The organism is Hymenobacter rubidus (assembly GCF_016734815.1).
In the GTDB taxonomy this organism is placed as follows: Bacteria; Bacteroidota; Bacteroidia; order Cytophagales; family Hymenobacteraceae; genus Hymenobacter; species Hymenobacter rubidus.
Genome location: NZ_JAERQF010000008.1, coordinates 87,748 through 103,762, shown reverse-complemented (window position 1 = coordinate 103,762; position 16,015 = coordinate 87,748). Strand labels below are relative to the sequence as shown.

The 16,015-nt window shown below is 62.8% G+C and carries 16 protein-coding genes and 1 pseudogene; 4 read left to right on the top strand and 13 right to left on the bottom strand.

Annotation, left to right across the window (positions count from 1 at the left end; all coding sequences use genetic code 11):
• Nucleotides 1-11 precede the first annotated feature (11 nt).
• Nucleotides 12-155, bottom strand: coding sequence for a hypothetical protein (locus JKL48_RS23740; RefSeq protein ID WP_394368847.1), 144 nt, complete (start codon nucleotides 153-155; stop codon nucleotides 12-14).
• Between the two features lie 77 nt (nucleotides 156-232).
• Nucleotides 233-283: pseudogene (locus tag JKL48_RS23735) on the bottom strand (hypothetical protein); the annotation flags it as partial.
• Nucleotides 284-377: 94 nt separating this feature from the next.
• On the opposite strand from JKL48_RS23735, the gene JKL48_RS08190 reads away from it, so the two are divergent.
• Both JKL48_RS08190 and JKL48_RS08185 read left to right on the top strand, forming a co-directional pair.
• On the top strand, nucleotides 378-1,142 hold the full coding sequence (locus JKL48_RS08190) for a hypothetical protein (protein WP_201981194.1): 765 nt from the start codon (nucleotides 378-380) through the stop codon (nucleotides 1,140-1,142).
• 82 nt (nucleotides 1,143-1,224) lie between these two features.
• On the top strand, nucleotides 1,225-1,857 hold the full coding sequence (locus tag JKL48_RS08185; protein WP_201981192.1) for a hypothetical protein: 633 nt from the start codon (nucleotides 1,225-1,227) through the stop codon (nucleotides 1,855-1,857).
• 72 nt (nucleotides 1,858-1,929) lie between these two features.
• On the opposite strand, the gene JKL48_RS08180 is transcribed toward JKL48_RS08185, so the two are convergent.
• From JKL48_RS08180 to JKL48_RS08165, 4 genes are all read right to left on the bottom strand, one after another.
• Nucleotides 1,930-3,399 (bottom strand): GH1 family beta-glucosidase, encoded by a 1,470-nt coding sequence (locus JKL48_RS08180; protein ID WP_201981189.1) that lies wholly within the window; start codon nucleotides 3,397-3,399, stop codon nucleotides 1,930-1,932.
• Nucleotides 3,400-3,445: 46 nt separating this feature from the next.
• Nucleotides 3,446-4,477: a glycosyltransferase family protein gene (locus JKL48_RS08175; protein WP_201981186.1), complete on the bottom strand. Its 1,032-nt coding sequence runs from the start codon at nucleotides 4,475-4,477 to the stop codon at nucleotides 3,446-3,448.
• Nucleotides 4,478-4,558: 81 nt separating this feature from the next.
• Entirely contained in the window at nucleotides 4,559-5,479 is a 921-nt protein-coding gene (locus JKL48_RS08170; RefSeq protein ID WP_317191907.1) for a UDP-2,3-diacylglucosamine diphosphatase, read from the bottom strand.
• Entirely contained in the window at nucleotides 5,476-5,709 is a 234-nt protein-coding gene (locus JKL48_RS08165; RefSeq protein ID WP_201981183.1) for a hypothetical protein, read from the bottom strand. The genes JKL48_RS08170 and JKL48_RS08165 overlap by 4 nt, the downstream gene beginning before the upstream one ends.
• Before the next feature lie 224 nt (nucleotides 5,710-5,933).
• Between JKL48_RS08165 and JKL48_RS08160 the strand changes: the two genes are divergently transcribed.
• Nucleotides 5,934-6,521, top strand: a complete 588-nt coding sequence (locus JKL48_RS08160; RefSeq protein WP_201981181.1) for a hypothetical protein — start codon at nucleotides 5,934-5,936, stop codon at nucleotides 6,519-6,521.
• A 134-nt stretch (nucleotides 6,522-6,655) separates the two neighbouring features.
• A complete protein-coding gene (locus JKL48_RS08155; protein ID WP_201981179.1) occupies nucleotides 6,656-7,804 on the top strand; it encodes a hypothetical protein in 1,149 nt (382 codons plus the stop codon).
• Here the strand turns inward: JKL48_RS08155 and JKL48_RS08150 are convergent.
• The 7 genes from JKL48_RS08150 to JKL48_RS08120 form a co-directional block, all read right to left on the bottom strand.
• Nucleotides 7,770-8,318, bottom strand: a complete 549-nt coding sequence (locus JKL48_RS08150) for an NUDIX domain-containing protein (RefSeq protein ID WP_236668675.1) — start codon at nucleotides 8,316-8,318, stop codon at nucleotides 7,770-7,772. The two genes, JKL48_RS08155 and JKL48_RS08150, sit on opposite strands and share 35 nt — an antisense overlap.
• 62 nt (nucleotides 8,319-8,380) lie before the next feature.
• The gene (locus JKL48_RS08145; RefSeq protein ID WP_201981178.1) at nucleotides 8,381-9,127 is read right to left on the bottom strand and encodes an HAD family hydrolase; all 747 of its coding nucleotides are present in this window, start codon (nucleotides 9,125-9,127) and stop codon (nucleotides 8,381-8,383) included.
• Nucleotides 9,128-9,191: 64 nt separating this feature from the next.
• Nucleotides 9,192-10,175: a hypothetical protein gene (locus JKL48_RS08140; RefSeq protein ID WP_201981177.1), complete on the bottom strand. Its 984-nt coding sequence runs from the start codon at nucleotides 10,173-10,175 to the stop codon at nucleotides 9,192-9,194.
• Nucleotides 10,176-10,219: 44 nt separating this feature from the next.
• The gene (locus JKL48_RS08135) at nucleotides 10,220-11,275 is read right to left on the bottom strand and encodes an alpha/beta hydrolase (RefSeq protein WP_201981176.1); all 1,056 of its coding nucleotides are present in this window, start codon (nucleotides 11,273-11,275) and stop codon (nucleotides 10,220-10,222) included.
• A gap of 236 nt (nucleotides 11,276-11,511) precedes the next feature.
• On the bottom strand, nucleotides 11,512-12,804 hold the full coding sequence (locus JKL48_RS08130) for a glycoside hydrolase family 5 protein (RefSeq protein ID WP_201981174.1): 1,293 nt from the start codon (nucleotides 12,802-12,804) through the stop codon (nucleotides 11,512-11,514).
• Nucleotides 12,805-12,959: 155 nt separating this feature from the next.
• Nucleotides 12,960-14,438, bottom strand: coding sequence for a glycoside hydrolase family 30 protein (locus JKL48_RS08125; protein ID WP_201981172.1), 1,479 nt, complete (start codon nucleotides 14,436-14,438; stop codon nucleotides 12,960-12,962).
• Between the two features lie 46 nt (nucleotides 14,439-14,484).
• The gene (locus JKL48_RS08120) at nucleotides 14,485-16,008 is read right to left on the bottom strand and encodes a carboxylesterase/lipase family protein (protein WP_201981169.1); all 1,524 of its coding nucleotides are present in this window, start codon (nucleotides 16,006-16,008) and stop codon (nucleotides 14,485-14,487) included.
• Nucleotides 16,009-16,015: the final 7 nt, after the last annotated feature.

The window sequence follows — 16,015 nt, the reverse complement described above, 5'->3', positions numbered from 1 at the left end:
GGGCGCATGATTTAGAGCGGCAAGGTAGAAACAAGGAGCCGACCGCGCCCGGTTCCGTCGGCCACCAGGTCCCGGCAGGCATCCGACAACACGATTTCCGTGGGCTTGAACAGGCGCCGCGCAAACGTGGATTTGCCCGCGCCCGTGCTGCCAATGAGGAGGATAAGGGAGAGTTCGGGGACCTTGAGGCTACTTCGATGCTCTGCAGGCGCGCCGGGTTCTTGTGCAGCAGGTAGCCCAGGTCGGTAGCGGGCTGGTAGGTGGTGGAGATGGTGAGGAGCATAGACTATTACGGATTGCGCAGCGTTGGGAGGCAGCGCACAAGTTTCGGCAAGCTACATAAGCTTCTCTTGCCGCTCAGAAACCCTGAACTTCCTATGAAACCACTTTTCCTTTTGCTCCTGCTGCTCACGATGTGCGCCAAGCCACAGCCGCCCAGCTTTAGGGAATGCCCCTGCACGCATACCGACCCGAAGAAGCGGCTTTATAACCAAGTGCTGACCGAGCTAATTGAGCAGCGTTTCTACAGCAGCTATTTGCCTGATAGCGCCAACGAGCAAATCCGGGAGGCAATCCAATTACAGTTTCCGCAAGGTTCCGATTTTAAGCTCGGCACTGAGGAATTCAGGCGATATGAGACAGTTCGAAAAGAATTAGAGGCAGTTCAGCAGAACCGGCTTTTCGGTGACAGTGCACGATTTAAGACAATTTATCTGGATACGGATTTGCGTCGAGGAATTCATCCCTTCACCTTGCCCCCAGCATCCCAAGCTACAGAAAGCCCTGACGCATTTTCTCAACTAAATATCCGAATAAATTTGCTGTTTTCTCAGGTTGTTCGGAGTGACACCGCTGACGCTATTCATCAACTCAATGCCCTGCAATCGGATATTTTACCAACTGATTTTCAACTTTGCACGGCAAAAATTATTTCACGCCCCTCAACTAGCAAAAGGCGATTTAATTGGGAGCGTACTACCGTTCGCTTTTCGAAAATTGTATTCAACGCAACGCAAACCAAAGCATTACTTCGGTACGATATGAGTTGTGGAAGCAAGTGTGGTTTTGGAGAGATTTTACTGGTGGAAAAAACCAACGGCAATTGGCATATCAAACAAGCGGAAGAGCTTTGGATTTCGTGATTTACGTGCCTGACAGCGCTGCAAACGAGTACTTTCCCGAAATTTGTCCCAGCCGCACCAATTTTCACCGGCCAACTCTGTTTTGTCCGATACCACCCCTCCCGCCGCGCCTACCGGCCCTTCCCTCAATGACTTCGCCAGCTTTTATCTCTATGGCCTCACCAATTACCCCTACCAGCAATCTACTGATTTAGCGAAGTTTGGCGAATTGTATAACCTCGTCATCGGCAACCACGGCGGACTGGGCATTGCCAGCACGTTCCATCCCTACCAGCTGGTGAACCAAGTGGGGGTGACGGTGTGGTATGCGGCCTACGCCCAGTTCTACACCCAGCCCAACCGCTTGGAGTTATTCGCGGAAATGACCGTTGAAAAGACTTCTTTCGTGGTAGTGCCGCCCGTCTCGTTCGCCGAATTTCACATTTGGCCCGATACCCGCCTGACTACCGACGAAAACCCGATTTTCGGACGCTTTGTGCCTTTCGTCATTCCGTTTCTGGTGCGCAAAGACCCGGAGGCATTGCGCTGGGATGCCGTGTTTGCCGCCGCTGAAGGCAGCAAAAACCGCATCAGCGCCTACTTGGAAGCGGTGAACAAGGCCATCAAATTCGTGCAGCCCGCGCCGGCCTTCGTGCTGGGCTTTGAGGAATTTGACGAGCAGCGGCCAGAGCAGTTGGTTGAGAAGTTTCTGAGCTGCCGCGATATGCTGCTGTGATGTAGCGTGGACTCTGCAAGTCCGCGCTTTCCGCCAGTCATGCCTCGGCAGCGCTCGGCATGATGGCCAGGCTTACTGCACCGTATTTGCGCCAGTGCGCAATGCCACTTCCGCGCTATTGACCACTGCCGCACCGCTTAGGAATTTCTTATACCAGCGCCCTGAGTCCTTCAAAATCCGCTCCTGCGTCTCGTAATCGACGTGGATGAGGCCGAAGCGCGGGCCGTAGCCCTCGGCCCATTCGAAATTATCGGTTAGACTCCAGGCGAAATAGCCGCCCACGTCCACGCCCTCACGCTTGGCCCGCAGCACCTGCCCAATGGCGGCCTGCAGGTAGGCGCGGCGCGCGGCGTCGTGCACCCGCCCCTCCGCTACCACATCCGGGAACGCTGAGCCACTTTCCGTTATCAGCAGTTTTGGCGCATTTGGATAGGCTCCATACTGTTTCAACATTTGGTAAATCGATTCCGGATACACCTCCCAGCCCATGTCGGTGTAGGGCACGCCGCGCTGCTTGGCCGGCACCAGGGCGGCCCATTGCAGCGGCAGCCAGGGCGAAAATTTCACCACCTCGCGGGTGTAGTTCTGAATGCCCCAGAAGTCAAAATCGAAGGCCATGCGCTGTTCGTCGCCGGGCTTTTGGTAGCGCTCCAGCAGCCAGCGCAGGGCGGGCAGTTCGGCCGTGGGGTAGCCCAGGCCGAGGGTGGGCTCCACAAAAAAGCGGTTCAGCAGGGCGTCGGCGCGGCGGGTGGCGGCTTCGTCGAAGCGGTTGCCGGGGCGGTGGGGCATGACGTATGAGCACGAAAACGTGGTGCCAATCCGGGCCGCATTGGGGAGCAGGGCGCGCAGGGCGCGGCCGCCTTCGGCCTGGGCCAGCGTGGCGTGGTGGGCCGCCGCCAGAAAGGCCCCCAGGTGCCGCCGGCCGGGCGCATGAATGCCCAGCAAGTGCCCGGCGCCCACAAAGACCATGGGCTCGTTGAGCACGGCCCAGTGCGGCACCCGGTCGCCGAGGCGGCGGGCCATGAGTTGGGCATACTCCGAAAACCAGCCCACGATGCTGCGGTTGGTCCAGCCGCCCCTGGCTTGCAGGGCACTGGGCAGGTCCCAGTGGTAGAGCGTGAGCATGGGGCGCAGGTCGCGCTCCAGGCAGGCATCCACCAGCCGGTCGTAGAAGTCAAGCCCCCGGCGATTGACCGCGCCCACGCCCTCGGGCAGCACCCGCGACCACGCGGCGGAAAAGCGAAAATCCGTCAGACCCAAACCGCTGGCCAGGTCCAAATCGGTTTCGTAGCGGTTGTAAAAATCGGCGGCCACCCGGCCGTGCTCGTTGCGCCGGATGGCGCCCTTGCGGCGCGTAAAATCGTCCCAGATGCTGGGGCCCTTGCCCTGGTGCTGCCAGGCGCCTTCGGTTTGGTAAGCCGCAGCAGAAGCTCCCCAATGGAAGTCCGAACCAAAATCGGTACGGGAAAATGCTGCCGGAGCAGATGCCGGAAAAAAAGCCGCCGGCAGGGGTTCATCGTAGCGGGGAGGTAGCTCAATCATGCGCGGGGCGCGGGGTTTCTAATGGATGAAGGCTGCAATTGACGTTCTAATGATGGCGCTTGGCTGTCCTAACGCTATTCTGCTGCAATTGCTCCCGCAGCAGCTTATCAATTACGGCGGCCGTTTGGTCAGGATAATTCACGGGCACGATTTCGGCGTTATTCAGCCACTGGTCTACTTTGTCGAGGTTCTTGTCTTTAAAATTTTTGATGACGGGCACGCCCATTTTGGCCAGTGCGGCGGCGTTGCATTGCTGTTCGTATTGCTGCTTCATGGGCATCACGAGCAGCTTTTTGCCGAGGTAAAGCGCTTCGGCGGGCGTTTCGAAACCCGCCCCACAAAGCACCCCGGCCGCGCGGGACAGGCTGTCGAGAAAGTCGGGGCCGCTCACGGGCCATACGCGCACGTTGCCGTATTTGGCGGCCTCGTGGCTGTGCTTGCTGAACACCTCCCAGCGAATGCTACGGCTCAAATGCTGCAACCGTTCCACCAGAATTTCCTCCTCGTAGGCCGGCAGGTACACCGTGTAGTGGCCCTCGTTGGTGGGGCTCAGCTCGCGCACCTGCTGCCGAATCACAGGCGTGAAAATTTCCGGAGCATAGCGCTGGAAATGAAAGCCGTACTGCGCCGTGCTGGGCGCATAGTGTTTGAGAACGGCCCGGCCGGCAGGGTCTTCCTTGTCGGGCCGCGGGGCGGCGGGGTGCAGCACGGCGCTTTGGTGGCTGAGGGCCACGCAAGGCACGTGGCGCAACTTGCAGGCCCAGCTGCTCACCGGCTCGAAGTCGCTGATGACCAGGTCGTAGTCTTCCACCGGCAGGTGCCGCACCTCGTGCAGGAACTTGGCCGAATTGAACTGCACAAACGTCTTCACGAAGTTGATGCCGCCCTTTTTGCCGAACACAAAGCCCATGCCCTGCGCCTTGTATTTCACCGCAAAGGGCAGCGGCAGGTCGGCGGGCGGGCCGCTCACCAGCACATCCAGCCGGTCGCAGCGGCTCTGCAGCAGGGGCACCACGTCGAGGGCGCGGCTGAGGTGGCCATTGCCGGTGCCCTGAATGGCGTAAAGTATGCGGGCCATCTAATGGAAATCTGAATTGAATTGCAAGAACGTCCTGCTTCGCCTGCGGTCAGCAGGACGTTCTTTCGTAATAGTAACTGCTTACGCCTTCATCTTAAACTCGGCTAATAATCCCTCCAGCAGCGCGGCCGGGTCGGCGTCGGCGAGTGCTTCGGCCGCATCGGCGGCTTCCGTTTCGGCCGTTTGCTGCATGGCCGGGTCGTCGTTATAATAGTAAAGCTGCCAGCCGGCTGCGGGCGTGTATTCCAAGGCCGTTAAATTCTCCACCCAATCGCCGGAATTCAGGTAAGTCACCTCCCCTTTTTCGGTGTTCAGGGTTTTGATTTCGGGCTGGTGAATGTGCCCGCAAGCCACATAGCGGTAGCCTTCGTCGGCGGCAATGGCGGCGGCCGTTGCCTCGAAGTTGCTCACGGCGGCCACGGCCGTTTTCACCCGCTCTTTCACCAGCTTGCTCAGGGCCACGCGGGGCCGGCCGCCTTTGGCCAGCACGTAGTTCACAAAGCGGTTTATCAATATCAGCAAGTCGTAGCCGTGGCCGCCGAGCTTGGCCAGCCAGCGCGAGTGCCGCATGGTCACGTCGAACACATCGCCGTGAAACAGCCAGGTGCGGCCGTGGGGCAGGTCGAGCACCAGCTTGTTTGCAAGGCGAAAATTGCCCAGCTTCAGGCCGGCGAATTTGCGCAGCAGCTCGTCGTGGTTGCCGGTCAGGTAGTGAATTTTGACGCCCTTGGCGGCCAAACCGGCCAGGTAGCGCACCGCCCGCATGTGGGCCGGCGGCCAGTAGTTTTTGCTAAACTGCCAAATGTCCACAATGTCGCCGTTGAGCACCAGCACCTGCGGCCGGATGCTTTTGAGGTAGCGCAGCAGCTCGGTGGCGTGGCAGCCGTAGGTGCCCAGGTGCACGTCGCTGATAACGGCCACCTGCACCCGGCGCTTGCGACGGGACCGGACGCGCAGGGCACTTATTTCGCTTTCGTTCAAGGCAATGGGCGCGCTCTTCACGCGGCAGCGGCTTGGGTGAACCGGCCGCCCCGCGCGGTCCCGGCACTGCGGCGCGGCCGGATGGCCGGTCCGCCGTGCCGCCCGGCCAGCACGCCCCCGCCCCCAAACGCCGACCGTAAACTCCCCAGCGTGTGCAGCCCAAACGCCGCCCACAGCGCCAACTGAAACAACTCGTAGACGAGCCAGCGCCCCAGGCGGCGCAGCCCCAAAATCAAGGTCGGGAAATACATGGCGGAAAAGGTTAGACCCAGTGAAAATCCTGCTTTCAAAGTTCAAGCTTTCCCATTATGGCTTGATTACGGTCGCATTACCCTTACGTCAAGTTGCGCCACCGCCATGCAGTCCAATTTCAGTACCCGGCACTTCCGTTACTTTGGGCCGTACCCCGTTACTTTGTCGGCCCGAATTTATTTTCTTTCCCGTCCCGTATAGCAAGCCCGCTACCTTCCCCAACATGCTTTTTCTGACCCGTCATTTTCTCGTGCTGGCCTTGCTGGGCCTGTGCGCCGGCACTGCCCTGGCCCAGCCCACCGGCAAAGCCGCCAAAGGCCGCAAGCGCTACACCTTCGCCCAAAGGGATTCGGAGTCGCCCTACGTGCAGAACGTAACCAAAAACACCGACGAAGAGCAGGATGTCGACGGCTCCTTCACTCGCCTCGGCTACCGTTCCTACGCCGACATGCTCACCGAAATCAGTGCCCTCAAGAAGCTGCACGACTGGGCCGACACCACCTACCAGCGCCGGGTAGCGGCCATTCCAGCGGGCGGTGCCTTGGTGGTCACCATTCACCGCCAGGGCCCTAAAAATGCTGATTTGGGCAACCTGACCCTTACCGTCACCGACAAAACCGGCAAGGAAATTTTCGCCCACACGCCGCCCCACGGCACCGGCCGTTTCTTCGGCCGCGACCTCTACCAGGCCAAAGCCGTCATTCCGTTCCCCAAAATGGAGCCTCAGGAGTTGAACGTAAGCATCCGCGACGCCAAGCTGTATCAGACGTTTGATTACACCCTGGCGCTGCCGGCGGCCACAGCGGAATAATTTCGATGGGCAGCTCATTGACCCCAGCGGGGCGGCACTCATCCGATGAATGGTCGCCCCGCTGGGGTTTTGTTTTTTGGAAGCGCCGGATTTCGCCGCCCGGCACCTATGCTCTTTATCCAAGCTGAAACTGCGTGAAGCGTACCTTTTTCCTCGTTTTCAGTGGCTTGCTGCTGGGGCTATGGGTGGCCCTGAGCTGGCCCACTTACCATTATCCCAACCCAGCAGCACTGCGCCGAAAAGCTCATTACCTGGAACGCATCATTCGGACGCCAGAAGCGGAAGCCTCGGAATTGACGGCGTTGGGGAATGCCGAATGGTCCCTGTTTTCGCTGTCGTATGCGGTGTATGCTTTCACGAACATGGCGCAGTTGGATAGTACCTTCCGGCCCGAAGCTGCGCATTACACCCAGCTGGCCATTGGCAAAATGCTGGCGGGCAGCGGTGCCAGGGCATTTCGCAACCCAAACGCGGCTATTGAAGCCGACTCGATAACCTCGGTGCTCTACCTCGGCCACCTCAACCTGATGCTGGGTTGCCACCGTCTGCTTGACTCCGCATCGCCTTACCGGGCCCTGCACGATTCTCTCTCCGCCACCCTGCACCGCCAGCTCGCCACCGCACCCAACCACTGCCTGGCATCTTACCCCGGCGGCGTGTGGATACCCGATAATACCGTGGCCCTGGCCTCGCTGCAACTCCACAGCGAACTGACTGGCAGTCCTTACCGGGCCTTTTGCCAGCAATGGGTTGCTTACGCTCGCCAGCACCTCACCGACCCCAAAACAGGCCTACTGCTCTCCAAGCCCGCCACCCGCCACCAGGAAGCGGAAGAACCGCGCGGCTCCCACCTGGGCTGGAGCATTTTCTTCCTTTGCCGCTTTGCCCCGGCCTACGCCGCCGAACAATACCAGCGCTACCAAGAGCAGTTCAGCACCAATTTCGGCGCCATTCGCCTCTACCACGAGCGGGCCGGCAGCTACGAAACCAGCGCAGGCGACGTCGACAGCGGCCCGCTGATTCTGGGCTACAGCATCCCAGCCAACGCTTTCGCCTTCGGCAACGCCGTGGCCCTGGGCGACTGGCGCAACGCCCAGCGCCTGCGCCGCGTCATCCGTTTCGGCAGCCGCGAGGTAGAAACGCCGGAGGAACTGCACTACCGCGTGCGTTTCGTGGATTTATCCGTCAGCCCGCTGGCGGAGGCACTGCTGCTCCACGCCGAGACGATGACGCCGTGGCACGGTGCTCCTACCGCCGCAGCCGCACCCACTGCACGGCAATAAAGGTCTTCGCATCGCGCAACGGCTCGGCTATTAGCGCCTCCCAGCTTAGCTCCACCATTTCGATGTGCTCGTGTTCTTCGGCCAGCCCGCCGCCAGCACCGGGGCGGTGGCTCACCTCGGCGTAGTACACGGTGATTTCCTCGGAGCTGGTGCCGGGCGAGGGCCAAATGCACACAATTTCTTCCAGCTTGTCGATTTCGTAGCCCAGCTCCTCGTGAATCTCGCGGCGCACGGCGGTTTCGGGGGCTTCGTCGCCGTCAATCATGCCGGCGGCAATTTCCAGAATTTCCGCTTCCGGGCCGATGCGGAACTGGCGGGTGAGGACGTATACCTGCCGGGCCGTGTCGTAAACCAGCGCGGCCACGGCCTTGCCGGGCGCAAACTGCTCGCGCTTGAGTTGGTGGTCGCCGTCCTGCACTATTAGCTGGTTGACTTTGTAGTGGCCGTTGAAAACGCGGCTGCGCTCGATAATCTGCATGAGGAGAAGCGGTGGGGTGAGAATTTCTGAAGCCAAAGAACGGTTGAACGGATATTTCCTACCTGTTGGCGGTGGTTGCCCTGCGTCAAACCAGGCTCCTATTTCGCGTTGATAATCTTTTGCAACGCATCTTCCAGGGGTTCGAAGCTGGTGATTTCGGTGACGTGCGGCAGTGGCCGGGCCACGCCCAACCGGTTGAGCCACACCGGGCGAATGCCAACCGCCAGCGCGCCCAGCACGTCGGCCTGCCAGTTATCGCCGACCAATACGGTTTCTTCGGCGCGGGCCTGCAGGCGCTCCAGGGCGACTTCGAAAATTCGCGGGCTGGGCTTGGGCACGCCCACTTCTTCGGACGTAACGAGGGCATCGACCAAGTCCGTCATTCCCAGAAAACGGAGTTTGTCTTCTTGCTCCGCCGTGCGGTTGTTGGTCACGACGCCGATGCGGTAGTGCGGTTTCAGGGCGTGCAGCAGCGCCACGGCACCGGCCACGGGCTGGCGCATCAGGGGGTAATGCGTGTGGTTGGCCCGCACAAAATCGTCGATTTCCGACGCGGTGGCGGCCGGCCAATACGGCGCCAGGAGGCGTTCGAAGCGCCGGCGCCGGGCCTCTTCGTAGGAGTAGCGCCCGGCCATCAGCAGGACATGATACTCCTCGAGCAACTCACTATAAAGCTGATAAAAAGACTCAAAATCAACCGTCTGAAAAAACGGCAGCGGCGCGGCACTGGTCCGCAGCGAGGCTCGGGCCGTGGCAATATGGTCGAATAAGGTGTCGTCCAAATCGAAAAGGACGGTGGTCAGCGGTGGCGTCGAGAGCGGTGGTATTTCGGAGTTCAGCGACATGATGCCCGGGTGTTTCTTTGCGCAAGAGCCGCAGCTGGCAAGCTCTTGCGCAAAGAAACGCCGGTTATTGCCTTGCGCCGGTGGCTTTCCGGTCTTTCCCTTGGCTGCGCGGGGCATGGCCGGCGGCCCGAAGCTGCTCGTATGCAATGCGTTGCAAAGCGGTAGCCTGCGTGGGCGTGATGCCGAGGGTGGCCGCTGCCTCTTCGGCCGGGCCCAGTTTGCGTGGGTCGCGGCTGGTGATTTCGCCGAACACGACGCAGGCGCTGAGGTAAGCGCCCCAGCGGCTGGGGTGGCGGTGGTCGGCTTCCCAGAGGTTCATTTTGTCGGGCTCGGGAGCGTAAGGATTGGGCATGGCCAGGCCCGCTTTGATGGCGCGCAGCCAGGCATCGCCGGCCGGGGCCACGCCGGCAAAATGGCCGTTCTGCTGCGCCAGGCCATAATACGCATGATGCAAGTCCTGGGTCATCGAGTCGAGTGGCAAGCCGGCGTAAGCAGAGTTAGGCGGGTAGTTTGACGACGCACCGGCCCAGGTTTCATAGAAGTACACCTGGGCGGCGGGGTTGGCCGCGTGGATGGCCTGCTCGAGTTTGGTGGCGTATTCCCGAAACCGTTCAGGCTGCCCGCCGCGGCGGCTGGGCAGCGGCCCGGTGCTCAGGTCGTGCATGATGACCTTGTTCCAGCGCGGCTGCCGGATGATGGCCAAGGCGCTGTCGTAGTGGAACTTCAGGGTTTGCCCGCTGATGGCTTCGATGTGCACTTCGTAGTTCAGGCCGGCTTCGTCGGTCAGCTTTTTGAAGATGCCGGGCACGCCGCCCCAGGGCCCGGGCTCGTTCACGTACATGCGGCGGCGCTGCCCCTGGCGGTCGGGCGTGAAGTTCTCGTCGGTAATGGCGGCCGCGTTGTAGTTGAGCATCGGCGGCTTGGCGCCGTGGAAATAGCTGTTGCCCACGAACAGCATGACCACCGGTTTCTTCGGCGGCTTGGCGGCGGGCGCGGCGGTCAGCTTCATCGCAAAAGCCAGCAGAAGCAGGGGGCAGAAGTAGCGCATGGAAGGGGTTCGGGAGAAGCCAAGAGGCGAATTTTTGGCTAATACTAGGGCTGAAAATCCAGATACTTGTCGAAAAACGGCAGCACGTGCTGGAACATTCGCCCGTCGTGCCCCATGATGCGGCTGCCGTGCGTGCCTTCGTATTCCTCGGCCGTGTGGGGAATGCCAAAAGCCGCGAGCCACTGGCTGAACGTGCGGCAGGTGGGCGGAATGTGGCGCACCTCGTCCTGCGCGCCCCAGTCAAAGGCCAGGGCCCGCAGCTGGCGCAGGGCGGCGGTATGGGTGGGCAGCAGGTAGGTGGGCGTGCCCGCCACCCAGCGCGCCAGCGCGGCATCGCGCCGGGCCAGGCTGTCGGCGCCCAGCGAGCCGGGCAGGTCAGCCCCAAACGGCTGCGCTTTCGGGTTCGCCGAAAAGGCGCGCGCGACCGCCACCGTGGACTGCGCCGGGTGGCTGCTTTGCAAGCCGGCCGGGCCGGTGGCGCGCAGGGCCGTGGGCAGCCCCGGCCCGGGCAGGTAGCTGGGGTGCGGCCCCGCCAGGGCCGGGCTCAGCGCGTAGGCGGCGGCCCAGTTGCCGGGGTATTGCAGGGCCAGCCGCAGCGTGCCCCCGCCGCCCATGGAGTGGCCGGCCAGGCCCCGGCTGCCGGGCCGGGCCAGCGTCCGGAACTGCCCGTCGATGAACGTCACCAGCTCGTGCGCCGTGAAGTCGGCCCAGGGCCCGTTGGTGGCCGAGTTGACGTACCAGCTGCCGCCAAAGCGCGTCTGCTCATTCGGCACCACCACGATTAGGGGTCGGATTTGCTTCTCGGCAATGGCCTGGTCGAGCAGGGCTTTCATGCCGTCTTGGTTGAAAATCAGGCTGTCATTCCACGTGAAGCCGTGCAGGTAGTACAGCACCGGGTAGCGCTGCCGGGGGGCGGCGTCGTAGCCGGCGGGCAGGTACACGCTCACCCGGCGGCGCGGGTTTTCGCCGCCGGGGTTGCCGCGCAGCAGCTTGGAATCGAGGTAGGTGACGACGACACGGCTGGCGGGCGGTGGGGCAGTCTGGGCCGTGAGCTGGCGACTGCCGGGCAGCAGCACCAGCAGGAGCAGCAGGTTTTTCATGCTTGGATTCGGGTTTCAATCCGGAAAATGCCAGAACGTCATGCTGAGCGTAGTCGAAGCATCTCTACCGCTTCGTGGCCTGGCACTCACCAAACCATGCCGCGAAGATTTCCGGCTTCAATCGTTGCAGCGAATGAATTAGTGCCTCGGTAGAGATGCTTGCCTACGGCGACCTACGGTTCGGCTACGCTCAGCATGACGTTCTTCTTCCTCTTTTCCAATTCAATTTTCCTATCTCACTTCTTCAACTCCGCCTTTAGCGCGGCAATGACATCCGGGTTCGGCAGGCAGTTTTTGAACCGAATATTCTCCAGAATCTGCGGCAGCTCGGCGGCGCTTTTCACATCGACCAGGTAGGGCGGCTTGATGCGCAGCAGGGCGGCAATGGGCTTGTCGTTGAAGCGCTTGTAGGTCCACTGGCACCAGCCGATGCCGGCGCTGTTGAGGTTGCGAGCGGCTTCGCCCATCCACACGGGCGTGTTTTCGCCGGTTTCGCCCACCCACACCGGCACGTTCTGGGTTTCGCGGAAGCGCAGCAGGTTGCCGATGGTGCCGAGCTGGTTGGCGTCGGGGTTGCTGGCATCGGGCGCGTTGCTGAGCGGGTACTTGGCCATGTTGTAGCGGTGGGCGTTGTACACCAGGTTTTCGGGGTGCGTGAAGGTCCGGCGCTCGATGGCGTTGTAGTTGTTGCCGTAGCCGTTGCCTTCGAGCAGCAGCAGGTGCTGGTCGCCGGTGGCGCGCACCGTGTTGATGAGCCGCTCCAGCATGGCCTGGATGGGCGGGTTGTCGCCGGGCACGTGGTTGGGCTCGTTCACGAGGTCGTACATCGCAATGCGGCTGTCGTTCTTGTAGCGCCGCGCCAGCACAGCCCACAGCCCGTTGGTGATGTCCTGGTACACGGGCTCCTTCCAGAAGTCGAGCGGCTGCAAGGCATCGGAAATGTTGGAATCGGTGCCCTGGGCGCCGGGCGCGGCGTGTAGGTCGAGCACCACGTACATCTTGTTGGCCGCGCACCAGGCCAGGGTCTTGTCAATGATGCGAATAGCTTCCAGTTTTTGCGGCTCCCGAAACAGCTCGCCTTTTTGCTGCCATTCTTTCAGCTTCGCCACATAATCAGCATACGGCACCGTGCCCCGGATGACGCCGTTGCGCACCGCCCGCTGCTTCTCGGTCAGAAACAGGTCGTAGTGCAGCGGCAGCCGGATGCAGTTAAACCCCTGCTGGGCAATGAAGTCGATGTCGGTTTTGGTGATGAAGTTGTCGCGGTACTGCTGGTAGAACTTCTCCACGGCCGCGTCGGTCAGGCCCGCGCCGTACAGCACCTTTTTCACCGAGCCCTGGGTGCCGCCGTAGCCGGGCTTCATCATGTAGCCTTCCTGCAACAGCCAGCCGCCCAGGTTCATGCCTTGCAGCAGCACTTCGTGGTTTTGCGCATCCACGATTTTGGGCCCGTCGGCGTGGAGAAACGGCGTTTGGGCTTGCGTGGCGAGGGAAAGCAGGACGAGGAAAGCGGCGGGCAGAAGCTTCATGCGCGGGTGGGATGGGAAAAACAGGGATTTGCAGCGCTTGACTAACCTCACCCCCGGCCCCTCTCCCGCGGAGAGGGGAGCCACGGCGGCGCGACCGTCTGCCATCGTCAGGCTCCCCTCTCCGCGGGAGAGGGGCCGAGGGTGAGGTTGCCCGTTTAGTCAATCACGTAGGTAGCAATGGAATGCGCCGGGCTGGTGGTGGCCGCCGCCTGCCCTTTTATCCAGAGCTGAAACTCCTGGGGCTTGTCGCCGCTGTTCATCACCACCACGGCCACCTTGCCGTCGGGGTTGCGGAAGGCGGTGGCCTGCAGCCAGCCGCGGGTGCTGGTGCTGGACACGCGCTTGGCGCCGGGCCGGATGAACTTGGAAAAATGGCCGATATAATAATAAGCGTTGGTGTAGATGAGCTTGCCGGTTTTAGTATCGGCAATGATGGGGGCGAAACAGAAGTTGCCCACGTGGTTGGGGCCGCCGGTTTCGTCCAGCAGGATGTTCCAGTCGGTCCAGCCCACGGTGCCGGCGTTGAAATCGTTAATCATGGAGTTGCCGTAGCGCTCGCCCAGCCGCCACTCGTTCACCTGGTCGAATCTGAATTTCTCCACGCAGCCTTCCGTAAAAATCAGGTTGGTGTTGGGGTAGGCCTCGTGGGTGCGGCGCACGTTGTCGAAGAGCATGGGGCTGCCGGTCCAGGTTTCGTACCAGTGGTAGCCGATGCCCCACACGTACTTGGCGGCGTCGGGGTCGTCGAGCACGGTGCTGGCGCGCTGGTACACCAGGTCGCGGTTGTGGTCCCAGGCAATGAGCTTCTTCGTGCCCAGGCCGCCCTTGGCCAGCGTCGGGCCGAGGAAGTTTTTGATGAAATCCCGCTCCTCCTCGCCGGTGTACAGGCACGACTCCCATTTTTGGGTGGCCATGGCCTCGTTCTGCACCGAGAGGCCCCAGATGGGCAGGCCCAGCTGCTCGTAGGTCTTGATGAACTTCACGTAATGGTCGGCCCAGGCCTGGCGGTATTTTGGCAGCAAGTGGCCCCCGTGCAGCCGGTCGTGGTTGTCCTTCATCCAGGCGGGCGGGCTCCAGGGGCTCACAAACAGGGGCAGCCTGCCGCCCGCCGCCGCCGTGGCCTGCTTGATGAGCGGAATGCGAAACTGCTCGTCGTGCTTCACGCTGAACGTCTTGAGGGCCGCGTCGTTATCGGCCACGTAATCGTAGCTGCCACTCGAAAAATCGGAGCTGGCAATGCTGGTCCGGGCCAGCGTGTAGCCGATGCCGTCGGTCGGGCTGTAGTAGGCCTTCAAGAATTCCTGCTGCTGCGCCTTGGGCAGCTTGGCAAAGGTTTCGGCCGAAGCGTCGGTTATCGCCCCGCCGATGCCGAGCATGGTCTGGAAGGTTTTGGAGGGGTCCACGAACACGCACACCTGGGTTTCGAGGGGCTGCGCCGACGGCTGAAACGACAACGCGGCGCCGGCCGTCAGGTGCTGCCCGGTGCCCTGGGCGGTGGTGTACACCCGCGCGCTTTTGCCCGCGGCCGAATACCCGACCGGCTCGGCCAGCGCGGCGGCCATTTGGGCGCTGGCCGCCACCGGCGCGAGGGCCGTGAGCAGCAGCGCGGGCAGCGTATTGGAGAAGGACAGCATGATAAGTTCTTAAATAAAAGCGTGGGATAGAAGAAAAATCGTGGAATCAGAGCCGAAAAGCCTGGTTGGGAAAGGCCGCATCCTCATAAGGCGCGGGCAGCGGCCGGGCCCGGCTCACCGAGTCGAACACCATGGCCTGGGGGCGCTTCGGCTCGTAGGCGGGCCACGCCGGGCCCGGCGCGCCCCCCGCGATGAAGCGCACCCAGCGCCCGTGCATTTGGCGGGCCAGTGCCCGGCTCGCAGGCGAGCGCGCCGCCTTGGGCCCCAGCGTGTTCCATACGTAGCCCAACTCCTGGGCGTGCACCGGCCCGTTGCCGCCGGGCGTCCGGTAGTCGAACCGATACAGCCACACCGCGTGGCCGGCCTGGGCCAGCGCGCCCGCCAGCCGGTACGAGGCCAGCCGGTAGAGGTAGTCGGTGGTGATGCGCAGCCAGGCCTGGTCGGCGGGCTGGGTGCGCTGCGCCTGCTCGTAGGCGCGCCACACCCGGTCGCCGTTGGCGCCGAAAAGCTCGGTGAGCACACCCGGGTTGGGCGTTTTCAACGCGGGCCAGAAGCCCATGAACAGGCCGGCTTCGTCGCGGTTGGTGCCAACCAGGGCGCGCACACTGGGCCGGCCGGGGCGGGCCAGGTGCGCCAAGGGGGCTTCGGGAATGGTGCTGCCATCGAGCACGGGGCCAAACAGCTGCAGCCCCCCAGGCCCGGCCGCCAGCTGCTGCTGGGCCCGGATGATGTCGGCGGCGGGCAGCGTGAGCAGCTGCGCGGCCTGGTCGGGGCGCAGGCCCAGGGCGGCCAGCAGCCGCGCCGTCACGGTGGCGGCGGTGGCGGTGTCGCGCACGGCCTGCGTGCCGCCGCTTTCCAGAATCACCTGCTGAAACAGGCCGTCGGCGGCGGGCGCGGCCAGCACGGCGCTCACCAGCTTGGCCCCGGCCGACTCGCCCATCACCGTCACGCGGCCGGGGTCGCCACCGAAGGCGGCAATGTTGTGGTGCACCCAGCGCAGGGCCGCCACCACGTCGAGCAGGCCCGCGTTGCCGGCCGGCCGGTAGGCAGCCCCCACCTGGCGGCCCAGCTGCAAAAAGCCGAACGCGCCCAGCCGGTAGTTGAGACTCACGGCCACCATGCTGTCGCGGCGCGCAAAATTCTGACCCGGAAAGTCATCGCCCGAGCCGCCCGTGAAGCCGCCGCCGTGCACCCACACCACCACCGCCTTGGGCCGGGCGGCGCGCAGCGAGGGCGTCCACACGTTCAGCGTCAGGCAGTTTTCATCGCCTTGGGGTCCGGCGTTGCCGCCCTGCGGCGCGCGCGGCCCAAAACGGGTGGCCGGCCGCACACCGGCCCAGGGGCGCAGGGGCTGCGGTGGGCGGAAGCGCATCTCCCCTACCGGCGCCTCGGCATACGCTATGCCTTTGAATACCAGCACACCCGAAGTATCGCGCGCGCCTTGCACCCGCCCGGCCTGCGTCTGGCCGATGGGGCCCGCGGCGGGTTGCGCAACAGCGAGGGCGGGAACGAGGCCCGCCAGGGCCGTCGCAAGCAGCCAGGGCCGCCCGTAAGTCTGTGGCCTGGCCAAAGCAGCC